Below are 15,810 nucleotides of genomic sequence, written 5' to 3' on the forward strand. Positions count from 1 at the left end.
AATAAAGTCACGATATGGGGGTGATTATTTTGAGATAAAAATGTATCGATGCGGTGAGGGGGTGAGATCTTTGGAAAACTTAATTTATCTCAAAATAACAATGGCTTGCGATCGTTGGACGTGAATGGTCTGGTTGATCCTCTGACAGAAGATTGATCTGGTTTTGCGTAGTCTGTCTTTGTGTGGGGTGAGGCGGTAATTTGTCGAAAGGGGATCGGGGAGCTTTCGAGAAATTTCCGATCGATTGCATTGACGGAAGTTATGACTCGTGTTGATAATGCGGCTTCGATTTGATTGGCCGATCAAGTCTATTTGAAAAGAAGATGATGTGCGGGTACTTCCGGAGAGATCTCTGGAAGCTGATCCGTATAGCAGTCCTGATAGATCAGGTGTGGCGCGAGGAGTCATCGCGTCCGACAACAAAGATCAACATGACCATTTCTCGCCAAGCACTGTTCGGTAAGCTCGGGGTCCGGCTTTACCGAGGGATCGAGTCGGCGACGAATTTCTGCAAGCTGCGCGGGAATCCGTTTGTCGAACTCGTCCATTGGCTGCACCAGTTGCTGCAGCAGCCGGACGGCGATCTTCAGCGGATCGTGCGTCACGCCGCGATCGATCGTGATGGGCTCGAACGCGATTTCGCGCGGGCGCTGGCCGCCTTGCCGGCCGGCGCAAGTTCGATCAGCGACTTTTCGTGGCATATCGAATCGGCGATCGAGCGGGCCTGGGTGCGCGCAACGCTCGAATATGGCGACCGTCGTGTGCGCGGCGCGTGGCTGATCGCGGCACTCGTGTCCGTTCCCGAGTTGCGGCGCGTGATGCTCGCGATTTCTCCGGCGTTCGGCAAAATCCCGGTGGATGGTTTCGACGACGTGCTGCCAGCCTGGATATACGCGCTGGAATGCCGGCGAGATCCGGAGCGGCACGGGAGGCAAGTTCGAAGTCCATGCTGCCGGCCGTATTTTCACTGGTCCCGACAACAAGCGCACTCCGCTTGCGGTTGACGCGCCGGAATTGCCGGAAAACCTGCATTTTGCGTTAGGTGCGCTGCCGGGAGAGGCGAACCGGTACGTGGACGAACCGTACGAATTGTTCAAGGGAGACACGAAGATCGGAGAAGGGGTGACGGACGAGTTCGGGCGCGTGATTGTCCGAGACCATCAGCCAGGAACGAAGGCATATCGAGTAGAGCTCAGCAACGGTGGTCAATTCAATCTTAAGGTGCGCGACGCGCTCAATCACGATCCCGAGCATGCCGATCTGCGCTCGAATCGCGGCGAGCGTATGTAACTCGTGCTCTAAACGCAACGGAGAGAGAACATGACTCACGACATCAAGACACACAATCCTGTTGATATCGCGATCGATGAAGCCGGGCGCAGAGCGCAGGGCACCGTGCAATGGCTGCTGGAGAAGCGCGAGAAGAATCCAATCACCTATGGCAATGCGTTGCAGTTCTTTATCTGCGGGCAGGAAGGCTTCAAGGAAATCGAGAAGGATATTCGAAACGCCAAGTCTACCGTGGATATTGTCTGCTGGGGCTTCGATCCCGGAATGGAGCTTGTCCGTACCGGAAAGAAGTGGAAGCGCGGCCAAACATACGGGGAGCTGCTGGACGAAATTACAACGCGAGCCACGAACCCGGTGCGTGTGCGACTGCTGATTTGGTATGACCTCCTTGCGTCGACCAAACAGAACAATATGCCGGGGTACACCGATGCCAAACATGGACCACTTGGCTCGCCGTACGGCAACCATGCTCGTCACGACTATTGCGTGAAGTGGTGGCAGGACAATCTGGCTTCGTCGCGAAGTGTCAAGGGAAGAAATCCGAATCTGCAGATCGTTCTGCGAAGCATCGCCAGATCCGACGTCAAGGCTTTGATCGATATGGTGCCGAAGGAAAAGGATGAGCCCGCGTACGAATGGTATAACCCGGTTGACGAAGCGGGTCTGCTTTGGAACTTCCCGACGCACCATCAAAAGCCGATACTGATCGATTATGCGTATGACGGAGGTCGCCATGCCGTTGGGTATGTCATGGGCCTGAACTCCGTGACCGACTATTGGGACTGCGAAAGTCACAAAATCGACCACTCACTACGGGAAACCTGGTCGGCAAGCAAAGTCGACGGAGAGCAACAGCAAGCAAGGACCACACAGAATCCGAGAAATCGGGGCGGCACTGGTCAATATGGGCACGCGAGGCCGCTGCAAGATTACGCTTGCCGGGTGGTGGGGCCGGCACTCAAGCGTCTGCACCAGAATTTTGAGCAAGGCTGGAATTTGTTTGCGCCGTCTGCCCTGAAGACAAAGGAGCTGGCGGAGTTGCCACCCAGGATTCCCACGTTGCCGAAAAATTCGAGACACGCCGTGCAGATCGTGCGCACGCAGCCGCACGAACGGGAAAAGAGCATCAAGGAAGTGTACTTCCAGGCGACTAGCTACGCGCGCAATTACATCTATATTGAAAATCAGTACTTCTACTATCCTGAATTTGCGCGCCATCTGAAGGAGCAGCGGGGGAAATTCTGCGATGCCTGGGATCGGCTTTCCAAGAAACCGATTTCAGAAGTTCCCAAGCTTCATTTGTTCATTGTCATTCCGCATCCCGAAGATGATGGAATGGTGCCGCGCACCTTTGACACATTGACGGAATTTGGCCGCAGCGAAACGATGCCGAATCAGGTGGATTTGGTGGATTCAGGAAAGATGAGTCAGAACTATAAGAACTCGAAGGATGCCAAGTACGCTATCAACTTGAAGGATGAACATGGTCGTCCAATGACGGTCATGGGCAGGCACAAAGTGCTCGACCGTCCAAGCGTGGAGGAATTGGAGAGCACGCTGGGCCTGAAGGTGAGTGTGGCGCGATTACGCACGAGCGGGATGGTGAGGGGCAAGATGGCGTACCGGGAGATTTACATCCACTCCAAGCTGATGCTGATAGACGATGTGTTTGTCACGCTAGGTAGCGCGAATTTGAATCAGCGCAGTATGTCGGTGGATAGCGAGATCAACATTGCGGCAACGGGAGAGGAGTGGGCAGCGAAGCTGCGTGAGCGGGTGTTTAGTTTGCATTCGGGAGGGAAGATCGTCGGGGCTGGCGAGCGGGCGTTGATGGCAGAAGCATTTGAGGACTGGAAAGAGAGGATGATCGATAACGATGACTTGAGGCAGCGTGGACAGTCCATGATTGGTTTTCTTCTTCCGTTCGAGGACTACCGAGCTACCACAGTCCGGCACGCTCAAGTCACTGTCCCATCGTCTAGCGGGACAGCGACTGTATGAATGGAGATACGGATGATTTCTGCAACCCATCTTAAGCAAGCCTTTTTTGTGGCCCTGTTCTTGCATGTGACCAACCTGCAGGCGGAGCCGTTGCCAGCTGTGACAAATAAACTGACTGCTGCCATGTCTGATCAGCCCCGCTACGAGAATCTGCCGCTGTTTAATCCACACCGCAAGGAATTCAAGTGTGTGTACCAAGATCAACACGTACCGCCAATCGATCCGCAGGCGGAGCAGTGGTTTCAGCAAGCGTTGGCACTGGACGATCCGGATGTATATTACAAGCGCCGCGACTACGCGAAGATTTACCGACTATACGAGCAAGCAGCGGAGCGTAATCACTGGAAGGCGATGCTGAACCTCTCGGCGTTGATTTTGAGCACATATCCGGGGGTGCCGGAGCACAATCCAGAAGTCGCGATCCGTTGGGTAGAAAAGGCGATGACGCTGGGCGTGCCGGATGCCTATGACCGCATGGGTACGTACCACCAGAGAGGTCTGGTTAGAGGTGGCAACGCGACGAGTGCGTATGCATTCTTTCAACGTGCGGCAGATATGGGAAGCCCCGCAGCCATGACGTTCCTCGGCTACAAGATGGCGGGGACGTATGACGATCCGGGAGGTGAGTTCTGGGGAAATGAGCCTATCGCGACACGGATGTTCGAGTGTGCTCTGGCGCAAGGATATGGCGATGCAGCACACAAGCTCAGCTACATCTATGCTCGTGCAGAAACGCCGGAGGCGAAACGACGCGCACTAGAGACCTTGAATGATGGTGTAAAACTCGGGAGCGCAAAATGTGCGAACGCAATTCGCGCCCAATTCAGGGGATTTAACTTGACCGAAGGGCGCAATCTCGTCGGTCATATTGATAGCGCTCGCGCTGAACGCTATTTTGAGATCGGAGAAGCTCTTGAGCATTATCAAGGCCGTCTCAAGCTCCCGAATCTCGACAAGATTTTGCCGTTGCCACCGACTCCTTTGCCGAAATGGGACGGCAACGTCAAAACATTGATCGATGCAGCCAAGGCAGTGACGCCACCACTCAAGAAAGCCTCCATGTCAACCCTTGAGGGGCGAGAGCGTATGCCCGAGGGGCGGAGTGTGTCGTCGCTTGAACAAAGCCCCTACGCGGTAAGTGGCGACAGGGTTGTGCCGGAGACCGGCTATTGGCTCGCCCTTTATGGCCTATCGACGATGTGTAAGGATCAACTGCGCTTTGCCCGCAATGGCAGTCCGGAGCGTTATCGAGCGGGGGAGCGTTTCGAGCCTCCGCACATGAGCTGGCTGGAAGCTGAACAGGTGCAGTGGCATTACTTGGGCGAACCCCGCCTGGTGGCGCCGAGTCGATCGGTCTTCCTTGCGCAATTGCGCGATGCCGGATTTCTACGCCAGCTCGCGGCGCACGCCGAGCAACGTTCATGTCACGGAGTGGAGCGATGTCCGCAAACGGGTATCTGGGAGGCTCGAGTTGGCGTGGATCATCCGCTTGCCGCTCTATACAACCGCTGGGACCAGCAAGCGTTTGTACTGAAGGGGGAGTCGTTTCCTGCGCCTGCTGATCGCCATCTGGATATCGAATCGAAGCACGTGCAGTGGACCTTCATGGGGAGCGCCAATACGCAAACGGAAGATGGCTTCGAGAGGATCTCGCTGTGAGCGAATCCGTCCTGATCGCGGTGGGTCGAAACTTGCGCGTCGTTGCTGCAGGGTTATGTTTGCTCGCGAGCAGTGTGCAGGCGGGACCACTGATAGCGTCGACAACTAAGTTGACGGGCGCTGTGTCGGATCAACCCCGCTACGAGAGACTGCCGCTGTTCAATCCGCACCGCAAGGAATTCAAGTGTGTGTACCAAGATCAACACGTACCGCCCATTGAGCCGCAGGCGGAGCAGTGGTTTCAGCAAGCGTTGGCACTGGACGATCCGGATATATATTACAAGCGCCGCGACTACGCGAAGATTTACCAGCTGTACGAGCAGGCGGCGGAGCACAATCACTGGAAGGCCATGCTCAATCTCGCAGCACTGATTCTGAGCACGTATCCGGGCGTGCCGGAGCGCAATCCAGAAGTGGCGATCCGTTGGGTGGAAAGGGCGATGACGCTAGGTGTTCCGGATGCCTATGACCGGATGGGCGTGTACCACCAGAGAGGGTTGGTCAGCGGCGGCAATGCGACGAGTGCGTATGCGTTCTTCCAGCGTGCGGCGGACATGGGAAGTCCGTCAGCCATGACTTTTCTTGGCGACAAACTCGGTGGTACCTATGATTCTCCAGACGGCAGTTTTTGGGGAAATCGGCCAATCGCTATGCAGATGTTGCGATGTGCGATGGCCCAAGGGTACGGGAATGCTGCTTATGAATTGGGCCTCTATCAGCAAAGTGGCTATTCTGTTGAAGCGAAAGCGCAAGCCTTGAAGACGTTCCATGAAGGCGTGAGATTGGGGTGTGCGAAATGCTCGAATAATCTCGCGTCGGAATTCCGAGGGTTTGGGTTGACTAATGGAGAGAATTTGATCGGTTATGTCGACCGGTCTCGTGGCCGACGATACAAGGAGATCGGTAATGCTCTTGAGCATTACCAAGGCCGTCTGAAACTACCCGACCTCGATAAGGTTCTACCGCTACCGCCTGCGCCCTTGCCGGAATGGGACGGCAACGTCAAAACATTGATCGATGCGGCCAAGGCGAACGCTGAGCTAGCTCCGGCGAACAACGTTCGTCCGAGAGGATCGTGAGCGCGGAACGACGAACCACGCTGTCACTTCAAATCTAATCAACCGAGAAAAATATGACCAGACAGATGATTGTGGTCGGCGACACGCTTGGGCCATACGGGGGCGAGGTATTAACCGGTAGTGACGCCGACATCGTTGAAGGAAAGGCTATTGCGCGTAGATTCGATATCGTGCGCTGCGCACAGCACGGTATGAATCGAATCGAGGAGGGCGACGCAACTTTCGTGATCGACGGTCAGCCGGCAGCCCTTGAAAGACACCGTGCCACTTGCGGATGCACATTAATCAGCCGACGCGCGACAGTATCGGTTTCATAAGTGTATCGAATTTAATTTTGCGTCGACGCTAGAGCCCGAGAGTTTTTCTTATAAGAGCCGGTTTCTCGAAAGAAAATTTATTTCGAGATGATGTCAGACGGAACAAATTCTGTAATCCTAAAAAGATCATCGATTCACGTGTGCCTATGAACAATCAATCAAGTGGGGCGCCATCTCCCGCTGCCGACCAGGCGACCTCGTCCCAGAACGGATGTGAATCTGCCGACACGAAGGCGATTCCGTTTCGGGACCGGCTTTCGGCGGTCCAGCGTGCGCGTAATCCATTGCTCGAAGCGGCAGCCTCGCTGCTTCGTGCCCAGGCAGATATGCCCCAGCATCTTGAAGCAGAGCAGATACTCGCACTGCGTATGCTCCTCGAGCAGGAGGTGAGGGTATTCGACAAGCTTTGCGAACAAGCCAACATTCGCCGCGATCACATGATCGGCGCTCGATATTGCCTTTGCACCGCGCTGGACGAAGCCGCAACGCAAACCGCATGGGGCAGAAAGGACTCTTCAGCAATCGGATGGATCAAGAACGGCCTTGCTATCACTTTCCACGGGGACCTCAAGGGCGGCGATAAAGTCTATCTGCTGATCGGTCGTCTGCTCGAGGACCCCGATGAGCATCGCGATCTGCTCCAGGTGATCTACCGCATTCTCAGTCTTGGCTTCGAGGGCCGCTACCGGGAAGGCGCTGATAGCAAGCGCAAGCACGACGCGATCCGCCAGCGTCTTTACAACGTCATCACCTCGCAACGCGAACCCGTGCCGGTGGCCTTGTCACCCAACTGGCAATCGACCGCAAAAGGCAAGCGCCTGTCGTTCTACGATTTCCCGGTGTGGATCACCGTCACGGTCCTGTCCGCAGTTCTTCTCGGTCTATTCGGCTGGTTCAAATATGAACTGATGACCCGTGCCGCCGAAGTCCAGAAGCAGATTGCCACGATCGGCGCGATGACACCGCCCCCAGCACCCCCACAACTGCACCTCAAGCAGTTGCTCAAGGACGAAATCGCGGCCGGCACTGTCAGCGTCGACGAAGACGCCCGCCGCAGCGCCGTGACGTTCCGCGGCGATGCGATGTTCAAGCCCGGCGGCGCGTCGGTCCAATCGTTGATGAACCCGCTGATTTCAAAGATCGCCGCCGAAATTTCCAAGGTGCCCGGCAAGGTAGCCGTTCTTGGTTACACGGACAGCGTGCCGATTCGCAGCCGTCATTTCGCGTCGAATCAGATGCTGTCGGAAGAGCGGGCCATTCAGGTCATGCAGATGCTGCAAGCCGCGGGCGTGCCGGCCAATCGTCTTGAGGCCGCCGGCAAGGGCGAGGCCGATCCCGTCGGCGACAACCGCACCGCGCAGGGGCGCGCGCAGAACCGGCGTGTCGAGATCGTCGTCGCGCGATAAGCCAGATCCGTTTCCGGAATAACACATGAAGAAGTTCCAGTTCCTGTCGTTTCTGGCCTCGCGCCAGTTCCTCGCGTTCCTCGCACTGATTGTCGTCGCAATGGTGATCTGGTTCGTCGGGCCGTTTTTCGCGTTCGGAGGCCTGAGGCCGCTCGCCGGGGCCGGCATGCGCGTGCTGCTGATCGCATTGCTGCTCGCCGGGGTGTTGCTCTGGCTCGCGGGCCAGTCGACGGGTATCGTGTTCGTCGCACTGTTTTGCTTGTTGATCTGGTACGCGGGCCCGCTGCTTTCGTTTGGTCATGTGGCTCCGTTCGAGCCAGCGTCGACCCGACTCACGGCAATCGCGGTGATTGTGGCCGTGCTCGTCATCTTCGGGATGTACCGCGTCTGGCAGAAGATGCGTGCCGACGACGCGTTCCTGAAGAAAATGCTGCGCATGGGCGACAAGAAGGACGAGTCGCCTGCCGCATCGCGTCTTCGGAAAATCGAACCGATCGTGACCAGCGCGCTCGCCCGCCTCAAAGCGATGCGCACGGGGGCGCGCGGTCTCGGTCGGCTGTTCCAGGGCAAGCGCTATTTGTACGAGTTGCCCTGGTACATCACGCTCGGCTCGCGCGGGTCGGGCAAGACCAGCATGCTGTTGAACGGCGGACTGGCGTTTCCGGTCGCCGAGCAGATGCAGCGCGCGGCAGGGAAGCCTGTCGCCGACGCCGCCTCGGTAGACTGGTGGTTGACCAATGATGCGGTGCTCATCGATACGACGGGCCACTACACGCGTCATGGCACCTCGCCTGCTGCGGACATCGATGAACCGAAACCGGCAACCCCGATCACCGGCGCGGATGCGAGCGACTCAAAACCGGACGAGAAACGCGCCGAAAACGATCCGAAACAGGATACGTCGACGCAATCGAAGGAGCCCACAGCCTCGAAGTCGGGTGTCGATTCCATTTCGAGCCGTTCGGGCCCGCGCAATAGTCGTCAGGATGTCGACCGCGCGGAATGGCTCGGGTTTCTCGGCATGCTGCGCCGGAACCGGCCGCGTGCACCGATCAATGGCGCGTTGCTGACGATCGATCTTGCGACATTGGCCAGCGCCGATGAGCAAGCACGCGTCGCCGAGGCGGCTGCATTGCGCGGGCGGCTGGCCGAGCTGAGGCAGGAACTCGGCATCCGTTTCCCCGTCTACGTGATCGTCACGAAGATGGACGGCCTGACGGGCTTCCCGGAGTATTTCGGCTCCCTCACATCGGAAGGACGGGCACAGGCATGGGGCTTCACGCTTCCGTACGGCAAGGAAACGGTTGCGAAGGAGGGGTTGCGTGCGCGTTGCCACCACGAGCTCAGGCAACTCTCCGACCGTTTGAGCGACTCGATCGACACACATCTGCAGGATGAATACGATGTGCCGAAGCGGCGAAAACTTGCCGTGCTTTCGGAAGAGTTTTCTGCACTGCTCGGCCCGCTGACGGACCTGATCGACAGGATCTTTCTCGATTCGCGCTACGACGACACGCAACTCCATGCAACGTTGCGCGGTGTGTATTTCACAAGCGCGCGGCAATCGGGTGGCGAGGTCGTTGCGGAGCACCATACGCTCGTTCAACGCCTGCTGTCCGTTCAGGACCACGCCGCCGTTTCACCGCAGCGCGTCGAAGGCAATCAGAGCTTCTTTCTGCATGATTTCCTGACGCGTGTCGTGTTCCCGGAGGCGCATCTCGTCAGCCCCAATCTGCGCTGGGAATTCCGCTACCGGCTGTTGCGCCTGATCGGCCATACCCTGACCCTGCTGTTGTTCGTATGGCTGGCGATCGGTTTGCGCGTGAGCTTCGGCCACAACAGCGACTATCTCGACGCGATGGGGCGCAAGGTGCAGGCGTTGACAGCTCGCGTGACGCAACTCTACAAGACGCCGAAACCGCAGGCCGTGCCGGACACGCTGACCGAAGCGCGCAATCTGCCGACCTTTCCGAATCTGGATGTGTCCGATCCTGGCAGCGAGTGGCGCTACGGGCTGTATGTGCCGCCGAATATCGCGACGGAGAGCGGTCGCGCGTACGATGCGCTCGAGGACAATCTGTTGTTGCCGCAAATCGTGCGCCGGATGGAGGACGTGATGTCCGGCGCGATTGCCGGTAACGACTCGAAGGCCGCTTACGATGCGCTGCGCGTCTATCTGATGCTCTACGACGCCGCGAAGTTCAATGCCGGCGACGTCAAGACGTGGGTGCTCGACGACTGGGCGAAAAATGACAGTGCAGCGATCTTCGGTGGCCGCGCATCGATGGTTGACCATGTCGAGCAGCTCTTTTCGGGCGATCGCGTGGTGAAGTCTCCGCTCATTCGCAATGACGCGCTGATCCAGCGGGCCCGGGCGTTTCTCGATGGCAGCAACGCGACCGGACGCTTGTACGAGCGCGCAAAGGCAGCGATGCAGAAGGAGGCGCCGGACGAGTTCTCGCTGCTGCGCGCGGTGGGGCCGCAGGCCGGCACGGTCTTCACGCGGGCGAGCGACGCGCCGTTGTCGCGCGGCGTGTCGGGACTTTTCACGTTTGACGGTTACCGGAATCTGTTCGACAAGCGGCTGCCTGAATTCGTGCAGATTGCCCGCGACGATGACGCATGGGTGATGGGGCGCTCGTACCTGACGGGGGCATCGGACTCGGCTCAAAAAAAAACGGCTGAAATCGTGAGCAATGCGACGGGGATGGACGATGCGCTGACGGATGCCGTCCGTCGCGAATATCTGACCGAGTACGCGCAGAAATGGGACGCGTTTCTCGGCGACATCCGGACAGTGAGCGGCACGAGCCTCGCGTTCAATCTTCAGGTGCTGCGCCGCTTCGCGGCTCCGGACTCGCCACTCGTGCGGCTGGCCCGTGCGGCGGTGCATGAAACGACGCTCACGGCGCCGGTGAGCGGATCGGGCGGCACGTTTCTCCAGAAAGCTGCCGACCAGCTCAACCAGAAGGCTGACAAGGCGCTCGGCATCCGCGCGTCGGAGCGGGTCGAACGCGACCTCGTCGACACCCGTTTCGCCGCGCTGCGCGAGGTCGTGACCGGCAACGCCGATTCGCCGGGCGCCACCGGGCTGGTCGCCCAGGCCGGCGCGACCGGCCTCGATGGTGTGACCAATCTGTTGAACGACTACTACACGGCGCTCACGGTCTCCGATAACGCGTTGTCGAACAACAGCATGCCGCCGGCCAGCGACGCGGCGGCGAAACTGAAGATGGCGGCCAACACGATGCCCGCGCCTTTCCGTGCCGTGCTGCTGCAGCTTGCCGCGGACGGCTCGCGCGAAGTCAACCAGGGGATCGGGCAATTGTTGTCCCGCCAGATGCAGGCTACCGTCGGTGACACGTGCCGGCTGACCATCGAGGGCAACTATCCGTTTTCGTCCGACAGCAGGCGCGATGTCGGCATCGACGATTTCACCCGTGTGTTCGCGCAAGGCGGCGTGATCGACGATTTCTTCACGAAGACGCTGGCGCCCTTCGTCGACACGTCCGCGAAGCCATGGCGGTACCGCACGCTGCCTGGCGCGACGGAACCTGTGCATGGGCCGGATCTCGAGCCTTTCGAACACGCGAAGGCAATTCGAGACGTCTTCTTCAATGATCCCGGTCACAAACAGCTCGCATGGAAGATCGAGATCCGCGTTCCCGAACTGGATCCGTCGATCATGGGCCTGACGCTCGACGTCGATGGCCAGACTTCGCTCTATCAGCATGGGCCCGTGGCGCCGTTTCCGGTGTCGTGGCCGGGGCCGCGCGGCGGCGTCCATGCGGAGATCACCGCGAACCCGCGCATTCGTCCTGAGACCTCGACGATCACTGTCGACGGCCCGTGGGCGCTGATGCGGTTGCTCCAGCGGGGACGGGTCGTCGAAACAGCGACGCCCGGCCGTACCCGTGTCGCGTTCGACTTCGACGGTCGCAAAGCGGCGCTCGATATTGCGGGTACCGGAAGTGTGGCGAATCCGCTGACGAGCGACGTGCTGAAAACGTTCCGCTGCCCGAGCTCGATGCAGCTGTTCAATCTGTCGGATAGCGGCCCTCCGCCTGGGTTGCCGCGCGGCGCGATGCCGGCTGGGCCGGTCGATGCCGTCCGGTGAATCGCGGGGGCATGCACGGTGACGAATCTCATGGCCGATCCGAGGATCTCTGCCGGGTTGCCGGCATCTCCGTCGCTTTCCGCACGTCTCAGGAGCGCGGAGCAAGCGGTCAATCCGCTGTTTGAATCCGCGCGCACCTTGCTGCGAGCACTGGCGGATACGCCCGCTGTGCTGGAACCTGACGCCGTCACGCATCGACGCTTGGGGCTGGAACAGGAACTCAGGTTGTTCGCGCAGGTTTGCAGCGAGTTGAAGTTGCGGTCCGACCACGTCGTTCGCGCGAGCTATTCCCTGTGCGCGGCGCTCGACGAAGCGGCCATGCAGACGCGTTGGGGCAGCGGCGGGGCGACGGGAGTCGACTGGCAGTCGAATAGCCTGGCAGTGGCGTTGGGCCACGATCGGCAGGGAAGTGATCGCGTGTTTCGACTGATCGATGAAGCGCTGGGTCGTCCTCGAGAACATCTCGATCTGCTCGAGCTGTATCAGAACATCCTCGATCTGGGTTTCAAGGGGCGATATCGCTTTGCGAGCGATGGGGCGACCCATCTTCAGCGCATTCGCGAAGTCGTATACGAAGTTGTCGCGGCCGGCGGATTCGGCAACGTGTCCGACAGCGAGCCGATCCGGCCGTCGCGGCATTCGATTGTCGATCCGTGGGTGCGTCCCGCACCTGTGCGTCGAAGCCGGCGGTGGATGGGTGCGGGCCTTGCCGTGGCGTTGTTGCTGGGAGCAGGGGGGTATGCGGCGGTGGATCGTTGGATACTTGGCATGCCGGCTACGACGACGTCCCCGCTTGACGTCTTGTCGGAACGGCTCGGCTCGAACCTGCGTGATGAGGTGGCGGCCGGTAACGTCGAATTGCATCAGGATGTGGCGACGAAGGTACTGACACTCCGGTTCAACGGCATGTACGCATCGGGTGACGTGACGGTCGCGCCGTGGTGGGCTTCCATGATGGCGACGGTTGGTCGGACCATTGCCGCATCGGTACCCGGTGCGTACGTGCAGGTCGTTGGTTACACCGACAACGTACCGGCTGGAGCGATATCCCGGGGCAACAATCAGGCGCTTTCAGAGGCTCGCGCTCGAGAGGTCGCGCGGATTTTCGCGGCCGCGGGAGTGCCGATGCAAAACATCTCGGCAACCGGACAGGGGGATGCCGATCCACTTGCCGACAACGGCACGGCGCCGGGCAGGTCACGAAATCGCCGGGTCGAAGTGACCGTATCGAATTGAGCGACGCGTCGGGACGCCGCCCGATTCGGCGATACAACGGACCTGTCTGTTGCAGCAGGCATGGTGGGATGCTCAATCCGCCTGACGCCTCCGCACCCAGTTCAACACCGCATACGCCGCCGACCCGATCACGATCCCCCAGAACGCCGACCCGAGTCCGAGCCACGTCATCCCCGACGCGGTCGCAAGAAACGTGATCATCGACGCTTCGCGATGGTTCTCGTCCTCGAAGATTCCGTGCACGTTCGCGCTGATCGCGCCGATCAGCGCGAGCCCCGCCAGGATCGCGACGAACGCCTTCGGCAGCGCGAAGAACACCGTGACGATCGTCCCCGCGAATAGCCCGCCGATCAGATAGAACGCACCGTTCGCGAGCCCGGCGACGTAGCGCCGGTCCGGATTCTCGTGCGCGTCCTTGCCGGTGCAGAGCGCCGCGGTGATCGCCGCGACGACGATCGTGATCCCGCCGAAGCAGGCGACGACGAGCGACATCACGCTGGTCGCGGTGATGATCGGGCGCGCCGGCGTGTGATAGCCGGACACGCGCAGGATCGTCATCCCCGGCAGGAACTGGCCGGTGAGGCTGACGACGACGAGCGGCAGCGCCAGGCTGAGCGTCGTGCCGAGCGTCCATTCCGGGGCGATGAAAATCGGCCGCGCGATACTCGGCGACACGTTGCCGAGATGCGTCATCCCGAGCAGTGTCGCGAGCGCGGCGCCCGTCAGCAGTACCAGCACGATGCTGTAGCGCGGCAGCAGCTGTTTGAAGATCACGTACGCCGCGATCATCCCGAAGCCGAGCACCGGCTGCGCGGTCGCGGCGGAGAACGCGTGCATGCCGAACGGCAGCAGGATGCCGGCCATCATCCCGCAGGCGATGCCGCGCGGAATGTGGCGCACGAGCCGGTCGAAATAGCCGGACACGCCGATCGCCAGGATGATCAGCGCAGCGGTGATGTACGCGCCGACGGCCTGGTTGAGCGTCAGTTGCGGAAACAGGCCGACGAGCAGCGCGGTGCCGGGCGCCGACCACGCGGTGACGACGGGCACCTTCAGCTTCCAGCTGGCGAACAGGCCCGATACCCCGGCGCCGATCGAGATCGCCCAGACCCACGACGACACCATGTCGTTGGACGCATGCGCGGCCTGCGAAGCCTGGAAGAAGATCGCGAGCGGGCCCGCATACGAAATCAGGACCGCGAGAAAACCTGCGGTGATCGCGGAAACGGACCAGTCGTTGCCGATCGTTCGGATCGCGCCGGGTGGGGTGTTCGGTTGCATCGTCGTCGGGGAGTGCGGCGCGCGGCCGTGCGGCGGAGCCGGGGCGAATGATGGTCGGAAGCCCCGGAGGAGCGGCCATTCTGGGCATTGCCGATGCAATTGGCAATTCGCGGACGACGATCGATGTTGTCGGCTTTTCGTAAGAATCGGTGCCGACACGTGGAAACTTCTGACGTCAGGTACTGATCTGCAACACCCTGTCGACCACCGCCACCTTGATCCCGCTGCCCGTCGACAGCGATGCCGTGCCCGCGTCGAACGGATGCACGGGCGGATCGGTCGGCGTCCACGCATGGCGCGCGAGCAGTTCGCGATATCCGCCGCGGATCACGAAGCCGCCGCATTTCTTCGCATACGCGTCGCGTCGCATCCGGTATGCGCGCGGCAGGTCGTACCACGGCAGCTTCGGCAGGTCGTGATGGACGAGGTGATAGTTGTTGTTCAGGTACAGCAGCCGCATCGCGAAGCCGGCTTCGTTGATCGTGATGCGCGCTTTCGGATGCGGCGCAGCGCGATGCTCGTACAGCGAGCGGATCATCGCGAGCGACAGCGCGGGCCACGTGACGGCCAGCAGGTAATACCACCACGGCACGCCGATCGCCCATTGCAGCCACGCGAGCAGCGCGGCCACGCACGCGGCATGCGTCGCCCACATCGGCAGATAGCGGAAGTCGCCGCGCCGGAACGCGGCGAACGCATCGCGGAACGTCGCGGCGATGGCGAGCGGCGGCCCGACGACGATGCGTCCGAGGAAAGTCTTGCGCGCGACCGTCAGCGCCCGGCGCCAGCGCGGCAGCCGCGCCCAGCGTTCGCGCGTCACGTAGTTCGTTTCGGGATCGACGCCCGGTACGGTCAGGTCTTCGTCGCGATGATGCTCGAGATGCGTGTCGCGATACAGCGTGTACGGATACCAGACCGTCAGCGGCGGATAGCCGAGCAGCTTGTTCACGAAGGCGGAACGCGTCGGGTGGCCGTGCAGCAGTTCATGCTGCAGCGACAGGTGCCACGCGCCGAGCAGGATCAGCGGCGGCGTCGCGGCGGCGAGCGACAGGTGCCCTTCGCGCACGAGCAGCAGCACGGCGAGCCAGCCGCCGTAGATGACGACGACCAGCAGCCAGGTCGGCCACTCGGTGCGGGCAGTGAAGCGGGCGTCGAGCGCGGCGATCGCGCGCGCGTGGTCGACGTCGAAGTATTCGGCCATGGCGTTGAGGCGGATGGATCGGGCAGTGCGGGGAACGAGCGATGGAACCGGGGCGCTCGGCCCGGGTGCGCTGGTGTCTCGCGGATCACGGTCGGCTTGCCCGGCATCGCGCACGGTGGCGGCGCCGGCAGGCCTTCGAACGGTACCGGGGCGGGGCGGCTACGCCAACCAATCGATTCGCATTTGCTTATCGTCTTGCGGCCGATAAGCATCCGGGGCGCCG

General features: G+C 60.5%; 10 protein-coding genes and 1 pseudogene. 9 read left to right on the forward strand and 2 right to left on the reverse strand.

What is annotated here, in order from left to right; all coding sequences use genetic code 11:
- Window positions 1-431 precede the first annotated feature (431 nt).
- From SY91_RS27110 to icmH, 9 genes and pseudogenes are all read left to right on the forward strand, one after another.
- Window positions 432-890 (forward strand): annotated as a pseudogene (locus SY91_RS27110) (Clp protease N-terminal domain-containing protein); the annotation flags it as partial.
- 124 nt (window positions 891-1,014) lie between these two features.
- Window positions 1,015-1,290 (forward strand): hypothetical protein, encoded by a 276-nt coding sequence (locus tag SY91_RS27115; protein ID WP_185921233.1) that lies wholly within the window; start codon window positions 1,015-1,017, stop codon window positions 1,288-1,290.
- Window positions 1,291-1,320: 30 nt separating this feature from the next.
- Window positions 1,321-3,291 (forward strand): phospholipase D-like domain-containing protein, encoded by a 1,971-nt coding sequence (locus tag SY91_RS27120; protein ID WP_023474850.1) that lies wholly within the window; start codon window positions 1,321-1,323, stop codon window positions 3,289-3,291.
- A gap of 123 nt (window positions 3,292-3,414) precedes the next feature.
- Window positions 3,415-4,950 carry a DUF6396 domain-containing protein gene (locus tag SY91_RS27125; protein WP_043886594.1) on the forward strand — a complete coding sequence of 512 codons (1,536 nt, stop codon included), beginning with the start codon at window positions 3,415-3,417 and terminating at the stop codon, window positions 4,948-4,950.
- The gene (locus SY91_RS27130) at window positions 4,947-6,029 is read left to right on the forward strand and encodes a sel1 repeat family protein (protein WP_260632453.1); all 1,083 of its coding nucleotides are present in this window, start codon (window positions 4,947-4,949) and stop codon (window positions 6,027-6,029) included. The genes SY91_RS27125 and SY91_RS27130 overlap by 4 nt, the downstream gene beginning before the upstream one ends.
- A gap of 65 nt (window positions 6,030-6,094) precedes the next feature.
- A complete protein-coding gene (locus SY91_RS27135; protein ID WP_260632494.1) occupies window positions 6,095-6,346 on the forward strand; it encodes a PAAR domain-containing protein in 252 nt (83 codons plus the stop codon).
- 146 nt (window positions 6,347-6,492) lie between these two features.
- Window positions 6,493-7,752, forward strand: a complete 1,260-nt coding sequence (gene tssL, locus SY91_RS27140) for a type VI secretion system protein TssL, long form (RefSeq protein ID WP_043886539.1) — start codon at window positions 6,493-6,495, stop codon at window positions 7,750-7,752.
- A gap of 25 nt (window positions 7,753-7,777) precedes the next feature.
- A complete protein-coding gene (tssM, locus tag SY91_RS27145) occupies window positions 7,778-11,869 on the forward strand; it encodes a type VI secretion system membrane subunit TssM (RefSeq protein WP_023474845.1) in 4,092 nt (1,363 codons plus the stop codon).
- A 30-nt stretch (window positions 11,870-11,899) separates the two neighbouring features.
- Complete coding sequence (icmH, locus tag SY91_RS27150; RefSeq protein WP_260632454.1) at window positions 11,900-13,105, forward strand: type IVB secretion system protein IcmH/DotU; 1,206 nt, start codon at window positions 11,900-11,902, stop codon at window positions 13,103-13,105.
- Between the two features lie 72 nt (window positions 13,106-13,177).
- Here the strand turns inward: icmH and SY91_RS27155 are convergent, their stop codons facing one another.
- Both SY91_RS27155 and SY91_RS27160 read right to left on the reverse strand, forming a co-directional pair.
- Window positions 13,178-14,386 carry a benzoate/H(+) symporter BenE family transporter gene (locus SY91_RS27155; protein WP_023474843.1) on the reverse strand — a complete coding sequence of 403 codons (1,209 nt, stop codon included), beginning with the start codon at window positions 14,384-14,386 and terminating at the stop codon, window positions 13,178-13,180.
- A gap of 175 nt (window positions 14,387-14,561) precedes the next feature.
- Entirely contained in the window at window positions 14,562-15,587 is a 1,026-nt protein-coding gene (locus SY91_RS27160) for a fatty acid desaturase (RefSeq protein ID WP_023474842.1), read from the reverse strand.
- Window positions 15,588-15,810 lie beyond the last annotated feature (223 nt).

Source organism: Burkholderia cenocepacia, from assembly GCF_014211915.1.
In the GTDB taxonomy this organism is placed as follows: Bacteria; Pseudomonadota; Gammaproteobacteria; order Burkholderiales; family Burkholderiaceae; genus Burkholderia; species Burkholderia orbicola.

Excerpts from the sequence above, each read along its gene's own strand:
- SY91_RS27160 (WP_023474842.1), bottom strand. The coding sequence starts at position 15,587 with ATGGCCGAATACTTCGACGTCGACCACGCGCGCGCGATCGCCGCGCTC.
- SY91_RS27155 (WP_023474843.1), bottom strand. The coding sequence starts at position 14,386 with ATGCAACCGAACACCCCACCCGGCGCGATCCGAACGATCGGCAACGAC.
- icmH (WP_260632454.1), top strand. The coding sequence starts at position 11,900 with ATGGCCGATCCGAGGATCTCTGCCGGGTTGCCGGCATCTCCGTCGCTT.
- SY91_RS27125 (WP_043886594.1), top strand. The coding sequence starts at position 3,415 with ATGTCTGATCAGCCCCGCTACGAGAATCTGCCGCTGTTTAATCCACAC.
- SY91_RS27135 (WP_260632494.1), top strand. The coding sequence starts at position 6,095 with ATGATTGTGGTCGGCGACACGCTTGGGCCATACGGGGGCGAGGTATTA.
- tssM (WP_023474845.1), top strand. The coding sequence starts at position 7,778 with ATGAAGAAGTTCCAGTTCCTGTCGTTTCTGGCCTCGCGCCAGTTCCTC.
- SY91_RS27120 (WP_023474850.1), top strand. The coding sequence starts at position 1,321 with ATGACTCACGACATCAAGACACACAATCCTGTTGATATCGCGATCGAT.
- tssL (WP_043886539.1), top strand. The coding sequence starts at position 6,493 with ATGAACAATCAATCAAGTGGGGCGCCATCTCCCGCTGCCGACCAGGCG.